Below are 15,665 nucleotides of genomic sequence, written 5' to 3' on the forward strand. Positions count from 1 at the left end.
GGTCGCAGCATCCGGCTCCCCCGGTTCAGGCGGGTGAGCCGGTCGTGCCCTGTTTCGCCGGGAAGGCCCGCACGGCCTTCAGGACGGAACACGCACGGGCGCCAGAGCCACGCTCTGCGCGAACACTCCTCCGTCACGACCTCCCGCCTCAGCCCGCTCCCAGCGGCCCCCGTAGGATCGATCCATGGCCGGATTCTGGGGCAGACGCAAGCGCGAGCAGGAAGAACTGAACACGCAGGACGCCGACCTGGCGCGGCGCGCGCAGCAGGCGCTGGTCGCTGCCGACGAGCGCATCCGCCTGACGACCGACGAGCTGGCCTTCGCCGACGCCGAACTGGGCCCCGGCCCCACCAAGGAGCTGCGCGAGGCACTCGAATCGGTTCGCACGCACCTGCAGGAGGCGTTCCACCTCCACCAGCTCAACCACGACGAGATCCCCGACACGCGCGAAGAGCTGCGCACCCGCAATGCGCGCATCGTGCAGCTGTGCGAATGGGCCGAAGACCTTCTCGACGACCGCACCGAGGCGCTCGCGGCGCCGATCGAGCGCGCCCGTCGCGCCCCCGAGATCATCGCGAAGGTGCGGGCGGATGCGGCGCGCCTGCGCCTGCGGCTCCCCGATGCCCGCTCCACCGTCGAGCGGCTGGCCGTCCGCTACTCGCCGCACGCACTCTCACAGATCGACGCGAATCCTGCCGAGGCGGAGCAGCTGCTCGGCTTCGCCGAGCACAGTGCGGGCGTCGCCGAGCGCCGGCGCGAGGCGGGCCAGCGCGAGCAGGCGAACATGGCGCTGGAGGCATCCACCGAATCGGTACGCCGCGCCGAGACGCTGCTCGACGCCGTCGAGACCTTCGAGGTCGAGGCGCTGCGCGCAGAGTCCACCCTCGCTGCGATCGTCGAGGACTCTCGCGGCGACATCGTCGTCGCACTCAAGGAGCCGCACTCCCCTGCCGTGCAGGCCGCCATCGAGGAGCTCCAGGCCGCGTTGGCCGCTCTGCCTGCGGCAGGGGTGAACACCGACCCCTTCGAGCAGCTCTCGCGCCTGCGCGAGGCCAACGCGGGACTGGATGCTGCGATCGCCGCCGCGCGCGAGCGCGCCGCGCGTCCGATTCCGCCCCTCGAGCACGTGCGCCACGCCATCGACGACGCCGATCGTCAGCTCGCCGTCTCACGCGACGTGATCGCCGGGCACCGAGGCTGGATCGGCGCCGACGCCCGCACGCGGTTCGCCGAGGCCGAGCGCGTGCGCCTCGACCTGGACCGGTACCTCGGCGCCTCGGCCGCCGCGGTCACCGTGATCGACGAAGACCACCGGGAGCAGGCGTTCGCGATGGCCCGCCGCGCCGCGTTCCTCGCCAGCGAGGCGCTGCAGCTCGCCCAGCGCGACATCGACGCCGCTCGTCCGCAGCCCGATCAGTGGGGCGGGCCGGGCTACGGCCAGCAGGGATGGGGCGGCGGTCGTCGAAGCGGCGGCAGCGACCTCATGGGCGGCATCCTCGGAGGCCTCGTGATCGGCAGCATCCTGGACGGCTTCATCGACTGAGATCCGGGCACATCTCAACCCCGGCCCGTCTTCGCCCCCCCTGGGCGGAGGCGTCAGCGGCGGAGCACCTTCAGGCCGTCGGCCACGACGCGGCCGTCGTGGATCACGGTGCGGTCGATGCCGCGGTCCATGACGGCGCTCGTCGGCGTCTCACCGTCGACGAGCACGAGGTCGGCACGGTCGCCGGCCGCGACTCCGGGCCGGTCGCCGACACCGGCCACCCGCGGCGACGTGCGGCTCATGATCGACGCGCCGCCCATCGTGGCGACGGCGAGCGCGAGCTCGATGTGGTCGTCGCGGCGGAATCCGTTGACGAACGCGAGCTGCCAGGTGCGGTCGAGCATGTCGCAGTTGCCGTACGGGCTCCAGTAGTCCCGCTGGCCGTCCTCGCCGAGCCCCACGCGCACGCCCGCTTCGGCGAGGTCGACGAGGCGCAGGTGCCCGGTCGTGGACGGCGCCACCGTCGCCATCGCGATGTCGAGCTCGGCGAACTCGTCGATGAGGCGGCGGCTCACGGCCTCCGACACCGAGCCGAGGTCGTAGGCGTGCGACATCGTGACCTTGCCCTGCATGCCCAGCGCGCGGGTGCGCTCCAGCACGAGCTCGGTGCTGAACACGCCCAAGGCACCGGGCTCGTGGAGGTGGATGTCGACCTCTACCTGGTACCTCTCCGCCAGCCCGAACACGGTGTCGAGGTGTGTGACCGGATCGCGGTCGAGCTGGCACGGATCGATTCCGCCCATGACGTCGGCGCCCTGCTTCAGCGACTCCTCGAGGTACTCGACCGTGCCCGCCTCGCGGAGGATGCCGGCCTGCGGGAACGTCATGATCTGCACGTCCGCATGCTCACGGAATCTCTCCTTCGCGGCGAGCACGGAGTCGAACTTCTCGAGCTTGCAGTCGACGTCGACCTGCGCATAGGTGCGCACGCGTGTCGTGCCCTTCGCGATCATCTGCTCGAGCGTCCCGGCGACGATCTCGGCGTGCGGCACGTCGGTGTCCCGCCAGTTGTTCCGGTCGTTGAGCATCATGCCCCACACTCCGGGCGCGCCCGTGTGAGGGCGAAAGGGCAGTCCGATACGCGACGAGTCGAGGTGCACGTGCACGTCGCTGAACGACGGCAGCAGCAGCCGGCCCCGGCCGTCGACGTCGTCCGCGGCCGGTGCGGAACCGTCGTGAGGACGCACCTCTACGATGCGGTCGCCCTCCAGGACGACGTCTGCGGCGTCCGCGCCCCACGGGCGCGCATTGCGGATGATCACGTCAGGTGCCTCTCGACGGACGAACGGATGCCGCGGCCCGGCCGGCCCGGCTTGTTGATGGTATACCGAATACCATCGGCTTCCGTCGAGGGCGGCATCCCTTCCCCGTGGAGATGCGCGAGGGGTGCGGCCGCCGAAGCAGCCGCACCCCTCGGAGAACGTGTGTCAGGACGCCAGCTCCTCCGGCTGCGCCATCGTGGTCAGCGAGATGACGCCGTAGTCCCAGCCCTTGCGGCGGTACACGACGCTCGGGTGGTCGGTGCGTGCGTCGATGAACAGGAAGAAGTCGTGGCCGACCAGCTCCATGCGATCGACGGCCTCCTCCACGGACATCCATTCAGGGTGGAACTCCTTGGTTCGGATGACGACGGGCGTGTAGCCCTCCTCCTCCTCGTTTCCCGTGACGATCGGGATCTCACCGGTGGCGACGGCACGGAGCACGTCGACGGAAGCCGGCTGCAGATCGATCCCCTGGAGCGCGCCGCTGCCCTTCTCGAACTTGGCGCCACGGGGGTGGTTGCGCGCGTCGACGCGCTTGTCCTTCGCGCGGCGCAGCTGCTCGCACAGCTTGTCGACCGCGAGGTCCAGTGCGGTGAACTTGTCGCCGTCGGTGGCCTCCGCCCGGATGACGGGACCCTTGCCGTTGACGGTGAGCTCGACGGTCTCATCCTCCATGCGACCGTTGTGGTAAGCACGGTGTGTGACCTTGACGTCCACGCGTTGAGCGCGCGGAGCGAGGTTCTCGATGCGGGCGGCCTTCTCCTCGACGACACCGCGGAAGCGATCTGTGATCCCCACTCCCACGCCGACGATGCTGGTTTCCATCCCTGACCTCCTTGTTCCGGTCCACCCGGCCAAGGGCGGACCTTCAGTCGCCTTGTCACTCCCACGCTAGCCGCGCGTTCGGACTCTGTCACCTGTGAGTTTCGAATGCGTCAGGACCGTGTTCACCGGCCCGTGGGAAGCCTCCGCGGGGTGGCCGCCACGGTGACCGCGGCCACCACATCGGCCCCCGCGGCGCGCAGCGCGCGGACCGCTTCGCCCAGGCTGGCGCCGGTGGTCACGACGTCGTCGACCACGACGACGCGCAGCCCCGCAGCATCCGAAGCCACCAGGCTGTCCGCCACATTCCGCGCCCGGGCGTCGCGGTCGAGACCGCGCTGGTCGGACGTGCGCCGGGCGTGGCGCAGCAGGCGCCGGGGTCGGCGTCCGGTGCGCCGCACGAGGAGGTCCGGTACGCGGTAGCCGCGCCGGCGGTACGCCTGGCGAGACGTGGGCATCGGCACCAGCACGGCGTTCGCCTCACCCGCGTGGGCGAGGGCCGACGACAGCGCGGGCGCGAGCGCGGCCGCCAGAGACGTGCGCCCGTCCTCCTTGACGGCGCGCAGCACCCGGGCGGCGACCCCCTCGAGCGCGAGCCCGCTCCACACCGCGACGGCTCCGCCGGGCGCAGCCACGATCTGCTCGCGGGGGTCGGGAGCGAGGGCGAGCGCGCAGCGCTCGCACAGGACGACGTCCGCTTCGTCGCACCCCGCGCACGAGACGGGAAGAAGCAGCGCCAGTGCATCCGCACAGGCCTCGCGCACGGCGAGCACGATCTCCGACAGCACCGCCCCAGGATCCCGGGCGGAAGGACCGGCCCGGCGGTCACCGCCTCGATCGGTGGACCGTCGGCTCGCGCAGCGGCTTGTGGAGGAGCCGCTACTGCGGCGCCCCCTGCTGGGTCGCGAGAACCCCGATGCCGGTCGCCGTCGGCTGCCAGCTCGTGCCGCGCTTGACGTAGAGCGTGCCGTCCTCGGCCCGCAGCCGCAGGCTCGAGATCCCCGTGCCGCCGGCGATCGAAGCCATGCCGGAGGGGGCCGTCGAGGTGGCGGTCGGCGCGCCGACCACCTGCTCGATGACCGTCGAGTCGGTGTCGGCGCCGCTGGTCAGGACGCCGACCGAGACGTCGTCGATCCAGGTGACGCCGATCCGCGTGACGCCGACGACGGCACCGCCCGCCACCGCGAGCTGGATCGGCTGGCCGATGCGGGCCGGCACGCCGTCCTCACGGACGACACCGGCCACCGACACCACTGTGCGGCCGCCGGCACTGACCACCGCGGCCAGGCGCGTGCCATCGCGCGACAGCGCCATGCCGGCGATGGCCGTCGCCTCACCCCAGGCGTCGGCGATGTCGATCACATCCCCGTTGGGGAGGTAGGCGCGCAGCGCCGACGGGTCGTTCTGCGGGACGCTCCACACCACCCCGGACGGGTCGATCACCGGGTCGACCAGCCCCGCGCGCGTGTCCAGCACCTCCGGTTCGGTGCCGGCCGAGTTCAGCCGGACGACGGCGCCCGAGGCGAGTCGCGCAGCGGCCAGATCGCGCTCGGCACCGACCTGCACGCTGACCGGCGACGCCGCCTCCACCGCGGCCGAGAGCCCGGGGATCTTGTCGATCTCTTCGCCGGTGAGGAAGCCGAAGCCGGCGTCCGCCAGCACCAGGGGTGCCGCCGGCACGCGGGTCGAGCGCACCGCGACCGGCTGCGCGTCGATCGGAGCGGAATCGACGGTCATCACGACCTCGGTCACGCCCGCGGCGCGCAGGCTCTCCTCGAGCTGCGTGAGCATCCGGTTGCGGGCGTCGCTGCTCGCCGCCAGCATCCCGTCTCCCTTGAGGGCGACGTCGGAGACGCCTTCCTCCGCCGTGGGGACCACCGTCACCGCCGACACGCCATCCGGGAACGCGGATTGAACCGACTCCGCCAGCCACTCGCTCACCGGCTCGTTGACGAGCGCGTTCGCGATGCTCCGCGCCGCCTTGGCGACCGGGAACCAGCGGACGTCGGGGACGAGGTACTGCCACGAGAGGTCGAAGTACATCACCGGGTAGCGGTGGAACACCTGCGGGAACTGCGCCTCGTCGAGCCAGATGCCGTCGGGTGCCTCGGTGATGCGCCATTCGCCGTCGTCCTGCTGCTCCAGCCGGAACGTCCAGTTGCCCGGCGAGAGTTCGGCGGGCTGGTAGGCGCCCTTGTCATCGACGGATCCCACCACCTCCGAGGCGAAGTCGACCACTCCCTCCCCGGTCTCGACATAGTCGCGATCGGCCCGCTCGTCGACGATCACCTGGGCGTCCGGGTTCCACGTGCCGCGCAAGGACGGCGCGAGGAACTCCTGAGCGACCGCCCAGTTGCCCAGAACTCCCGGACCCGAGCCGGCGTCGATGAAGCCCTCGACGATCTGCTGCGGCGTCGCCCCCGGCTGCGGCCGGTTCGGGATGAAGGCCACGTTCTGCGAGCCGTTGCCGGTGTTGCCGTTCTCGAGGCCGTACTCCGGGGGCCCGCTCGTGGGAAAGCCCGCGCAGCCGGTCACCACCACCGCACAGACCGCGAGGATGAGGGCGAGGATGCCGCGTACCCGGGTCATGCGGATCCTCCGGGGGGCGCAGCATCCGTTCTGCTCCCGCCGTGCGCACCGTCTGCACGCGGCAGGTCGATCGGCGCGGTGAGGCCGAGGTCGTCGAGGGCGGCGACTGCGTCGTCGCCCGGATCGACCGGGATCGGAGACTCCCCGTCGAGCGGCACCGCCTGCCGCGGGAGGGTCAGGACGAAGTTGGTGCCGCGACCGACCTCCGACCAGACCGCGAGCTCTCCACCGTGGAGCTTCGCGTCGCCCAGCGCGATCGACAGGCCGAGACCCGTGCCGCCGATGGTGCGCTTGCGCGAGGGGTCGGCGCGCCAGAACCGGTCGAAGACGTGCTCGACGTCCTCGGGCTTCATCCCCATGCCGAAGTCGCGCACGCCGATGGCCACCGCCTGCTGGTTGCTGTCGACGGTGACCACGATGGGGCGCCCTTCGCCGTGCTCGATCGCGTTTCCGAGCAGATTGCGCACCACGCGGCGCACGCGCCGCGGGTCCATGTCCACCGGGGAGTATCCCCCGGGTGCGACGAGACGCACGTCCGTGCCGTGCTGCTCGGCGAGCTGCTGCATCGACCCGATGACGTCCTCGGCGAGGTGGGCGAGACTCGTCGGCTCGAGTTCGAGCTGCACGGAGCCGGCGTCGTAGCGGCTGATCTCGAGCAGGTCGGTGAGGAGCGTCTCGAAGCGCTGCACCTGCGCGTTCAGCAGCTCCGCGGCCCGCGCGGTCGCGGGGTCGAACTCGTCGCGCTGGTCGTTGATCATGTCGGCTGCCAGCCGGATCGTCGTCATCGGCGTGCGCAGCTCGTGCGACACGTCGGAGACGAAGCGCTGCTGCACGAGCGAGAGATCAGCGAGCTCCTTGATCTGCGACTCCATGCTGTCGGCCATCGCGTTGAACGAGCGGCCGAGCGTCGCCAGCTCGTCCTCGCCGCGCACCTCGAGGCGAACGTCGAGACGGCCCGCCGCGAGCTTGGCGCTGGTGTCGGCGGCCTCGCTGATGGGGGTCGTGACCGATCGCAGGACGAACCAGGCGATGCCGCTGATGAGCAGGACGAGCCCGATGCCGACCACCCACAGCGTCCGCTGCACGAACGTGAGCGTCTCGGGGGCGTTCGCGAGGTCGTAGGCGAGGTACAGCTCGTACGACGCGACCCCCTCGATCGTGAGCTGCTGCCCCACGAGGATCCCCGGGACCGCGGAGTCGTCACCGACGGGAAGCGCGACCGGCTGCCAGATCTGCTGGTCGGCATTGGTGCGCACGAGCGCCCGCATCGGGATGGTGAGCAGCTCGTTCATCACCTCCTCGTTCGTGCTGAAGTCCTGCGGCGCGTTCGGCACGAGGGGCCCGATCCGGTACGCTCCGACGATCACGGCCGATGACTGGTCGCGCAGCGCCGTGAACGCCAGGGTCATGACGTTCTGCAGCTGGATGGAGTCGTTCTGCACGGAGGCGTCGAGGGTGCGCTGCGCAGCGGCACGCGCCTGCTCGGCGTCCATCAGCACCTGGTCTTTGCGCGAGGCGAAGAGATCGTTCTGGATCGCGAGTGCCATCCACACGCACGCGACCACGACGGCGAGCGCGGTGAGGCCGATGGTCACCAGGATCGTGCGGAACCGCAGTGAGCGGCGCCAGAGCCCCGCGATGTCGCCGGGCCAGGCTCGCCAGAGCCGCCACCAGCGGATGCGGGCGCGCGCCGGCGTCACCGCCGTGATCGGCGCGGTCATGGCTGCCTAGACGACCGCTCCGGCGCGGTACCCGACGCCGCGCACCGTCGTCACGATCTTGGGGTTGTCGGGGTCCTTCTCCACCTTCGCCCGCAGCCGCTGCACGTGCACGTTCACCAGGCGCGTGTCGGCCTTGTAGTGGTACCCCCACACCTGCTCGAGCAGCATCTCGCGCGAGAACACCTGCTGGGGCTTGGATGCCAGAGCGACGAGCAGCTCGAATTCGAGGGGCGTCAGCGCGATGGGCCCGTCGCCGCGGCGCACCTCGTGAGCCGCCACGTCCACCGTGAGGTCGCCGATCCGCAGCGAGTCGTTCGCCGGCTGGCTGGCCGGGCGCAGGCGCGTGCGGATGCGGGCGACGAGCTCCTTCGGATTGAAGGGCTTGACGATGTAGTCGTCGGCGCCCGATTCCAGGCCCTTCACCACATCGGCCGTGTCGGTGCGCGCGGTGAGCATGATGATCGGGATGCCGGACTCGGCGCGGATGCGGGTGCAGATCTCGATGCCGTCCATGCCCGGCAGCATGAGGTCGAGGAGGATGAGGTCGGGACGCTCGGTGCGCCACGCCTCGACGGCCTCGGCGCCGTCTGCGCAGAAGACCGTCTCGAATCCCTCCGTGCGCAGCACGATCCCGATCATCTCGGCAAGGGCGGTGTCATCGTCGACCACCAGGATGCGTGAAGTCATCGCGCGCGTTCGTTCCTTCTGTCCAGGCGCAGAGGACGACGTGCGCGTCCCCATGCGCTTCCCACAGAGTAGTCGACCTGGCCTGTGGACCGGCCGAAGCTCGCCCGAACGGACGCCCAGAGCGTCGTCCACACCACGGGTGCGGCATCCACCCGATATGGAACGATAGGGGCAAGCGCCGCCCTGAGGGCGCGGCCGATGCGCCGCACAGCCCGCGATGCGCCGCCGACCGAGAGGGGAATCGTGTCCGCATATCCGGCCTGGACGCCGGCGTCGCGCCCCGGGATCATCCCGCTGCACCCGCTGTCGTTCGGCACGATCCTGGGCCGGTCGTTCGCGGCGCTGCGGCAGAACCCGCGGGTGGTCCTGGGCTTCGCGCTCGTCGTCCAGACGCTCGCGTACATCGTCGTGCTCGCCGGCGTGCTCGCGGTCGGGTGGGCGTCGTTCTCGCGCCTCGACACGCTGCAACCGGGCACCGAGGAGTACGACACGGTGATGGCGGGGTCCATCGCCCTCACCGCCGTCGCGGGCATCGTGCTCTCGCTCGCCGCGGGCGCGCTCAGCGTCATCGTGCAGGGCATCGTCGTCGTCGAGGTGACGCATGCCGCCCTGGCCGAGAAGCTCACGCTCGGCGCCCTCTGGCGCCAGGTGAAACCGATCGCGTGGCGTCTCATCGGCTACTCGCTGCTCGTCATCCTGGCGATCGTCGCGCTGGTGGCGGTGGTGGTGCTGGCGATCGTCGGCATCGCGATCGCGGCGCCGCCGGCGGCGATCGCGCTGACGATCATGGTCATCCTCGCGTCGATCCCGATCACGTGGTGGCTGATGATCAAGCTGCTGCTGGTGCCGGCGGCCATCATCGTCGAGCACGCCACGATCCTCCAGGCGCTGTCGCGCTCGTGGACGCTCACGCGTGGGCGGTTCTGGCCGGCGCTCGGCATCATCATCGTGATCAGCGTGATCTTCGCCGCAGTGGCGCAGGTGGTCAGCCTTCCGATGAGCTTCCTCTCCATGGGGCTGACGACGATCATCGCGCCGACGGGCGATCCCGAGCCGACAGCCATCATCGGCTTCTTGGCCGCGACCCTCCTCACGCAGGTGCTCACGCTGCTGCTGCAGTCGGTCGCCGTCGTCGTGCAGTCCACCGCGACCGCGCTCATCTACATCGACTGCCGCATGCGCCGCGAGGGGCTCGATCTCGACCTGCTCGCGTACGTGGAGCGACGGGATGCCGGAGCCACCGCTCTCGCCGACCCCTACCGCGAGCACGTCGGACGCGAGATCGCACCGCGCGGCGTACCCGCGGCCTACGCGGTACCCGGTTACGCACCGTACGCGCCCGGCTCCGCGACACCGGGCTACCCGCCCGCGCCGGCCGGTGCGGTGTTCTCCACCCAGCCGCAACCCGGCTACGGCCCGCCCGCGGGGTACGCGCCGCAGACCGGGTACGCGGCACCGCCGGCGTACGGCCCGCCGCCTGGCTACGGCGCGCCCGCGCAACCGGCATACGCGACGCCGGCCCAGCCGGGCTACGGCTCGCAGCCGCCCGCGCACGGTGCTCCCGCGCCCGCGGCGGCGGCGACGGCGCCCGCGCAGCCGCCGGCCGGGCCCGCCGCAGACCCCACGACCCCGCCGCCGGCGCACGAGCAGTCCCCCACCCGCTGGACCGCCCCCGGCGCCGCACCCGACGGCACCGACCGCGAGTCGCCGTGGGCCTGACCCCCGGCGCTGTCCGCACCCTCGCGCGTGCCTCCGATGCCGTCCCGCCCCTCACGCCGGACGGCGACGAAGCGCGGCGATGGGCGGAGCAGGAGCTGTCCGACCCCGCCTACGACATCGCCGAGCCCACCCCGTTCGACCGCATCGCGCGCGCGGTGGGCGACTTCATCGCGTCCGTGCTGAACCCCGACCTGTCGGGCGGATGGGGCTCGACCTTCGCACTCGTCGCTGCCGTCGTCGTGACGGTCGTCATCGTCGCCGCGTTCCTTCTGTGGGGCGTGCCTCGGGCGACCCGCCGCGCCGCCGCGCGGACGCCGCTGCTGTTCGGCGAGGCCGAGCACCGCTCCGCCGCCGAACTGCGCGCGGCTGCGGCCCAGCGCGCCGGCGCGTCGGACTGGGACGCCGCCATCGTGCTGCGGTTCCGCGCCCTCGCGCGCGGCTGCCTGGAACGCGGCGTCGTCGACCCGCCGCCGGGCGCGACCGTGCATGCGTTCGCCCGCGCCGCCGGTGCTGCCTTCCCCGCGCAGGAGCCCCGGCTCGAAGCCGCCGCCACCGCCTTCGACGACGTCCGCTACCTGCGCCTACCCGGCACCGAGGCGCTCTACCGTCTCGTCGAATCCGCCGACGACGCCGTCACCGCGGCACGCCCGGTCGCGCACGAGGAGGTCGTCGCATGAGCACGTCGACCGTCACCCCGCCCGAGACGTCGGCACCGGATGCTGCGCCCCGGCGCGGCCGGCGGATCGCGGCGTGGGTCGCGATCGGGCTCGCTCTGCTCGTGATCGGCGGGCTCGGTGGCGCGATGTCGGCGGCGAACCAGTGGGCCCAGCGCGACGCGCTCGACCCGGACTCGACCGGGCCCGGCGGAACACGCGCCCTCGCCGAGATCCTCCGCGACCACGGCGTCGACGTGCGGGTGATCCGAGATCGTACGGCCGCGGCCGACGCCCTGGGCACCGGACCCGCCACCCTCGTGCTCCCCGATGCGCCGGCGCTCTCGGATGACGCCCTCTCCGACCTCGCCGCCGGGGCCGCCGACGTCGTGCTCGTCGAGCCGCGGGCTCGTACGCTCGATCTGCTGCTCCCGGGCGCCGCCCCCGCCGGCGTCGCGCCCGACACGGCGATCGAGCCCGATTGCGACATCGCGGACGCGACCCGCGCCGGCGCCGTCGCCCCGGGCGCCCTGTACAGCGCAAGCGACGGCTGCTATCCCGTCGACGATGCCTTCGGGCTCCTTGTGGACGTCACCGACGGCGGCCGGGTGGCCGCGGTGGACGCCCGCCCGCTCTTCACCAACGAGCACCTGGCCGAGAACGGCAACGCTGCGCTCGCGGTCAACCTGATGGGGCGGCATCCGCTCGTCGTCTGGTACGTGCCCAATCCCGCCGACACCGACCTCGCAGACGCCGACCCCTCCCTCGGCGATCTCACGCCGCCCTGGGTGAGCGGGGTCTCCGTGCTGCTCCTCGTCGCCGGCATCGCGGCGGGCGTGTGGCGCGGCCGCCGGTTCGGCCCCCTCGTCGCGGAACGCCTGCCGGTGACGGTGCGCGCGTCGGAGACCACCGAGGGCCGGGCACGCCTCTACGCACGCGCGCGCGATCCGCTGCACGCCGCCGACCGGCTCCGGATCGGCGCCCTGCGACGCATCGCGTCGCTCCTGGGACTGGCCGCCAACGCGGCCGTCCCCGAGATCGCCGATGCCGCCGCGGGCCGCACCGGACTCGACCGGCGAGCCGTGCGCGGCATCCTGATCGACGACATCCCGCGCGGCGACGCCGAACTCGTCGCCCTGAGCACACGCCTGAGAGACCTCGAGGACGCCGTCCGCACGGCCGTCCGCCCCGAAAGGAACCCCCGATGACGGACACGCCCGCCACCGCGTACACCCAGGCGCCCACCGCGACCGACGGCGCGCCCTTCGACGACGCCGCGCTGCGTGAGGCGATGAACCGCGTGCGCCTCGAGGTCGGCAAGGCCGTCGTCGGGCAGGACGGCACCGTGACGGGCCTGTTGATCGCCCTGCTCTCGCGCGGCCACGTGCTTCTCGAAGGCGTGCCTGGAGTCGCGAAGACGCTCCTCGTGCGGGCCTTCTCGACAGCGCTCGGCCTCGACACCAAGCGCATCCAGTTCACGCCCGACCTCATGCCCGGCGACGTGTCGGGCTCCCTCGTCTACGACGCGAAGACGGGTGAATTCGAGTTCCGCGAGGGTCCCGTCTTCACGAACGTCGTGCTCGCCGACGAGATCAACCGCACACCGCCCAAGACGCAGGCGGCCCTGCTCGAGGCGATGGAGGAACGCCAGGTCTCGACCGACGGGGTGACCAGGCCCCTGCCCGACCCGTTCCTCGTCGCGGCGACGCAGAACCCCATCGAGCACGAGGGCACCTACACGCTGCCCGAGGCGCAGCTCGACCGGTTCCTGCTGAAGCTCATCGTCGAGGTGCCCGCGCGGGATGCCGAGCTCGCCGTCCTGCGCCGCCACGCGAGCGGTTTCGACCCGCGCGACCTCGAGGGCGCGGGGCTGCGACGTGCGGCCACGGCCGATGAGATCCGCGCGGCGCAGCGGGCCGCAGCATCCGTCACCGTCTCGGACGACGTGCTCGGCTACGTCGTGGACCTCGCGCAGGCCACGCGCCGGAGCCCCTCGGTGCAGCTCGGGGTGAGCCCGCGCGCGGCGACCGCCCTGCTCGCGGCGTCGAAGGCGTGGGCGTGGCTCGGCGGCTACCCCGCGATCACGCCCGATCACGTGCAGACGATGCTGCTGCCGACATGGCGCCACCGCATCCGGCTGCGCCCCGACGCGGAGCTCGAGGGCGTGTCGGTCGATGCCGTGCTGGGCTCGGTGCTGCAGCAGACCCGCGTGCCGATCTGACCCGCATGTACGTCACCGGTCGCCTGCCGCTGCTCCTCGCCGTCGGAGCGCTGCCCGTGGTGCTGCTGTCGACGGCGGGCATCGACGCGTGGCTTGCGGTGGCGGGCTGGGTGCTGCTGTGCCTGGCCGCGACGTTCGCCGATGCCGCGGCGGCACCGGATCCGCGCCGACTGACGGTGACGCGGAGAATGCCCCAGCGCGTGCTGCTCGGCCAGCCAGTGGCCGCCGAGCTCGTGCTTCGCAACGGCGGCGAGCGGACGCTGCGCGGCCGTGTCCGCGACGCGTGGCAGCCGACCGCGGGGGCACCGGCCGGACGCGCCGGCGTCGCGATCCCGCCCGGCGAGGCTCGCACCATCGCCATTCCGCTGCTCCCCCGCCGCCGCGGCGAGCTCCGCTCACGCTTCGTCGTCGTGCGCTCCGACGGGCCGCTCCGCCTCGCCGGACGCCAGGCCCGCCTCGACGCGCCGGGCGCGTTGCGCGTGCTGCCGCCCTTCACCGCCCGCCGTCACCTGCCCTCGCGGCTCGCCCGTCTGCGCGAGCTCGACGGCAACACGAGCGTGCAGATGCGCGGCCAGGGCACGGAGTTCGACTCGCTGCGCGAGTACGTGCGCGGCGACGACGTGCGCTCGATCGACTGGCGCGCGACGGCCCGGGCGAGCACGACGATGCTGCGCACGTGGCGCCCCGAGCGCGACCGGCACGTGGTGATCGTGATCGACACCGGACGCACGGCCGCCGCACGGGTCGGCGACGGCGTGCGGATGGATGCCGCGATGGAGGCGGCGCTGCTGCTCGCGGCCCTCGCCACCCGGGCGGGCGACCACGTGCACCTTCTGATGTTCGACCGGGCGATCCGCGCCCGCGTCACGCGCGTGGACGGACCCGGACTGCTGCCCGCGCTGGTAGACGCGATGGCTCCCGTCGAACCGCGCCTGATCGACACCGACTGGGACGCCGCGTTCGCGCAGGTGCGCGCGCTCACCTCCCGCCCCTCGCTGGTGGTGCTGCTCACCGCACAGGACGCCGCCGAGGCGGCGCGCGGGTTCCTCGGATCGCTTCCCGCTCTCGCCCGCGGCGCGCACGTGCTGGTCGGCGCGGTCACCGACGAGCAGGACCCGCTCCCGGACCGCCCCGACGCCGCCGATGTCTACCGCGCGGCCGCGATCGAACAGAGCGCCCACGACGCCGCCGTCGTCGCCGCCGCGATCGGCCGGGCCGGCGGTGAGGCGATCGCCGCGACACCCGAGGACCTGCCGCCGCGGATCGCCGACCGCTACCTCGCGCTGAAGGCGGCCGGTCGTCTCTGATGCGCCCGGTCGACGGTTTGGGGCGCGCCGCGAACGTTCGGGGCGCGCGCCGCGCGCCCCGAACGTCGCTCACGCGCCCCAAACCGTCGAGATACAGCGGGCGGGGGAACTCGAACGCCTGTGACGCCTCGGGCCGCAGCATCCGCTCCCCGGAACACCCGGGGACGAACGCCTGAACACCCGACGAAACTCAGCGAGATCAGGCGTTGTAGCCGGACACTCCGCGTGCGGTACCTGGGAAACCGCTGAACATGCCGCTAGCCTCGCGGCGAGGAAAGGAGTCCGCCATGTCGGATACCACCATCCCGCCCACCACGGTGAACAGGCTCGTCGCGGAGGCTCTGGGAACGTTTCTGCTCGTCTTCGGCGGCGTGGGCGCGGCGCTGTTCGCCGCCAACTTCCCGGCCGGGGATGAGGGCAATCCGCTGGGCATCGCCTTCGTCGGCGTCTCCCTCGCGTTCGGTCTGACCGTCGTCGCGGGCGCCTACGCGTGGGGTCCGATCTCGGGCGGCCACTTCAACCCGGCCATCACGCTCGGGCTCGCGGCGGCGGGCCGCTTCGAGTGGAAGAACACCATCGGGTACATCATCGCGCAGGTGATCGGCGGCGCGCTCGGCACGACGCTCATCGTGCTGATCGGCATCTTCGGCACCGACAACTGGCTGGCGGGCGCCCAGGACAGCGGCTTCGCGTCGAACGGCTACGGTACGGGAGACTTCGGCTCACCCGGCGGCTTCGAGCTCGGCGCGGCGATCATCGCGGAGGTACTCCTGACGGCGATCTTCGTGCTGATCATCCTGGGTGTCACGCACTCGACGCGCGGCACCGCGGCGCTCGCGCCGCTCGCGATCGGCCTCACGCTGACCCTCATCCACCTGATCTCGATCCCGATCGACAACACGTCGGTGAACCCGGCCCGCTCGATCGCCGCGGCGATCTACGGCGGCCCCGGGCCGCTGTCGCAGCTGTGGGTGTTCATCGTGTTCCCGATCGTCGGCGGACTCCTCGCCGGCGTGCTGCACCGCGCGCTCTTCGAGCCCAAGGGCACGCTGCCCCCCGTGCAGGCCGAGGCGCGCGTCCCGTAACCCTCCCGGCCCGAACGCCCGAGCGGTCCGCCCCCTTCCGGGGACGGGCCGCTCCT

13 protein-coding genes are annotated in these 15,665 nt (G+C 72.4%); 7 read left to right on the plus strand and 6 right to left on the minus strand.

The window, feature by feature from the left end:
- The first annotated feature begins 184 nt into the window (after positions 1-184).
- Positions 185-1,543 carry a hypothetical protein gene (locus tag JNB61_RS10070; RefSeq protein ID WP_220339501.1) on the plus strand — a complete coding sequence of 453 codons (1,359 nt, stop codon included), beginning with the start codon at positions 185-187 and terminating at the stop codon, positions 1,541-1,543.
- Between the two features lie 53 nt (positions 1,544-1,596).
- Here the strand turns inward: JNB61_RS10070 and JNB61_RS10075 are convergent, their stop codons facing one another.
- The 6 genes from JNB61_RS10075 to mtrA all read right to left on the minus strand — a co-directional run bounded on the left by JNB61_RS10075 (position 1,597) and on the right by mtrA (position 8,624).
- On the minus strand, positions 1,597-2,805 hold the full coding sequence (locus tag JNB61_RS10075; RefSeq protein ID WP_220339502.1) for an amidohydrolase family protein: 1,209 nt from the start codon (positions 2,803-2,805) through the stop codon (positions 1,597-1,599).
- A 165-nt stretch (positions 2,806-2,970) separates the two neighbouring features.
- On the minus strand, positions 2,971-3,630 hold the full coding sequence (hpf, locus tag JNB61_RS10080) for a ribosome hibernation-promoting factor, HPF/YfiA family (protein ID WP_159845635.1): 660 nt from the start codon (positions 3,628-3,630) through the stop codon (positions 2,971-2,973).
- Positions 3,631-3,752: 122 nt separating this feature from the next.
- A complete protein-coding gene (locus JNB61_RS10085; protein ID WP_220339503.1) occupies positions 3,753-4,415 on the minus strand; it encodes a phosphoribosyltransferase family protein in 663 nt (220 codons plus the stop codon).
- Positions 4,416-4,506: 91 nt separating this feature from the next.
- On the minus strand, positions 4,507-6,216 hold the full coding sequence (locus JNB61_RS10090; RefSeq protein WP_220339504.1) for an LpqB family beta-propeller domain-containing protein: 1,710 nt from the start codon (positions 6,214-6,216) through the stop codon (positions 4,507-4,509).
- Complete coding sequence (gene mtrB, locus JNB61_RS10095) at positions 6,213-7,937, minus strand: MtrAB system histidine kinase MtrB (RefSeq protein WP_220339505.1); 1,725 nt, start codon at positions 7,935-7,937, stop codon at positions 6,213-6,215. Before mtrB ends, JNB61_RS10090 begins: the two co-directional genes overlap by 4 nt.
- A gap of 6 nt (positions 7,938-7,943) precedes the next feature.
- Positions 7,944-8,624, minus strand: coding sequence for an MtrAB system response regulator MtrA (gene mtrA / locus JNB61_RS10100; RefSeq protein ID WP_220288217.1), 681 nt, complete (start codon positions 8,622-8,624; stop codon positions 7,944-7,946).
- A 243-nt stretch (positions 8,625-8,867) separates the two neighbouring features.
- Between mtrA and JNB61_RS20275 the strand changes: the two genes are divergently transcribed.
- From JNB61_RS20275 to aqpZ, 6 genes are all read left to right on the plus strand, one after another.
- Positions 8,868-10,343 carry a glycerophosphoryl diester phosphodiesterase membrane domain-containing protein gene (locus JNB61_RS20275; RefSeq protein WP_220339506.1) on the plus strand — a complete coding sequence of 492 codons (1,476 nt, stop codon included), beginning with the start codon at positions 8,868-8,870 and terminating at the stop codon, positions 10,341-10,343.
- Positions 10,334-11,020, plus strand: a complete 687-nt coding sequence (locus JNB61_RS10110) for a DUF4129 domain-containing protein (protein WP_220339507.1) — start codon at positions 10,334-10,336, stop codon at positions 11,018-11,020. The genes JNB61_RS20275 and JNB61_RS10110 overlap by 10 nt, the downstream gene beginning before the upstream one ends.
- The gene (locus tag JNB61_RS10115) at positions 11,017-12,204 is read left to right on the plus strand and encodes a DUF4350 domain-containing protein (protein ID WP_222855304.1); all 1,188 of its coding nucleotides are present in this window, start codon (positions 11,017-11,019) and stop codon (positions 12,202-12,204) included. The genes JNB61_RS10110 and JNB61_RS10115 overlap by 4 nt, the downstream gene beginning before the upstream one ends.
- Positions 12,201-13,217, plus strand: a complete 1,017-nt coding sequence (locus JNB61_RS10120) for an AAA family ATPase (RefSeq protein ID WP_374226638.1) — start codon at positions 12,201-12,203, stop codon at positions 13,215-13,217. Before JNB61_RS10115 ends, JNB61_RS10120 begins: the two co-directional genes overlap by 4 nt.
- Positions 13,218-13,222: 5 nt before the next feature.
- Positions 13,223-14,524 (plus strand): DUF58 domain-containing protein, encoded by a 1,302-nt coding sequence (locus tag JNB61_RS10125; RefSeq protein ID WP_220339508.1) that lies wholly within the window; start codon positions 13,223-13,225, stop codon positions 14,522-14,524.
- A 287-nt stretch (positions 14,525-14,811) separates the two neighbouring features.
- Positions 14,812-15,609 (plus strand): aquaporin Z, encoded by a 798-nt coding sequence (gene aqpZ / locus JNB61_RS10130; protein ID WP_159845659.1) that lies wholly within the window; start codon positions 14,812-14,814, stop codon positions 15,607-15,609.
- Positions 15,610-15,665 lie beyond the last annotated feature (56 nt).

Origin of the sequence: Microbacterium ureisolvens, from assembly GCF_019511645.1 — a bacterium.
Lineage (GTDB): Bacteria > Actinomycetota > Actinomycetes > Actinomycetales > Microbacteriaceae > Microbacterium > Microbacterium ureisolvens_A.

What these genes read in the sequence shown, in the direction of transcription:
- JNB61_RS10070 (WP_220339501.1), top strand. Translation starts at nt 185, where the DNA reads ATGGCCGGATTCTGGGGCAGACGCAAGCGCGAGCAGGAAGAACTGAAC.
- hpf (WP_159845635.1), bottom strand. Translation starts at nt 3,630, where the DNA reads ATGGAAACCAGCATCGTCGGCGTGGGAGTGGGGATCACAGATCGCTTC.
- JNB61_RS10090 (WP_220339504.1), bottom strand. Translation starts at nt 6,216, where the DNA reads ATGACCCGGGTACGCGGCATCCTCGCCCTCATCCTCGCGGTCTGTGCG.
- mtrB (WP_220339505.1), bottom strand. Translation starts at nt 7,937, where the DNA reads ATGACCGCGCCGATCACGGCGGTGACGCCGGCGCGCGCCCGCATCCGC.
- mtrA (WP_220288217.1), bottom strand. Translation starts at nt 8,624, where the DNA reads ATGACTTCACGCATCCTGGTGGTCGACGATGACACCGCCCTTGCCGAG.
- JNB61_RS10115 (WP_222855304.1), top strand. Translation starts at nt 11,017, where the DNA reads ATGAGCACGTCGACCGTCACCCCGCCCGAGACGTCGGCACCGGATGCT.
- JNB61_RS10120 (WP_374226638.1), top strand. Translation starts at nt 12,201, where the DNA reads ATGACGGACACGCCCGCCACCGCGTACACCCAGGCGCCCACCGCGACC.
- JNB61_RS10125 (WP_220339508.1), top strand. Translation starts at nt 13,223, where the DNA reads ATGTACGTCACCGGTCGCCTGCCGCTGCTCCTCGCCGTCGGAGCGCTG.
- aqpZ (WP_159845659.1), top strand. Translation starts at nt 14,812, where the DNA reads ATGTCGGATACCACCATCCCGCCCACCACGGTGAACAGGCTCGTCGCG.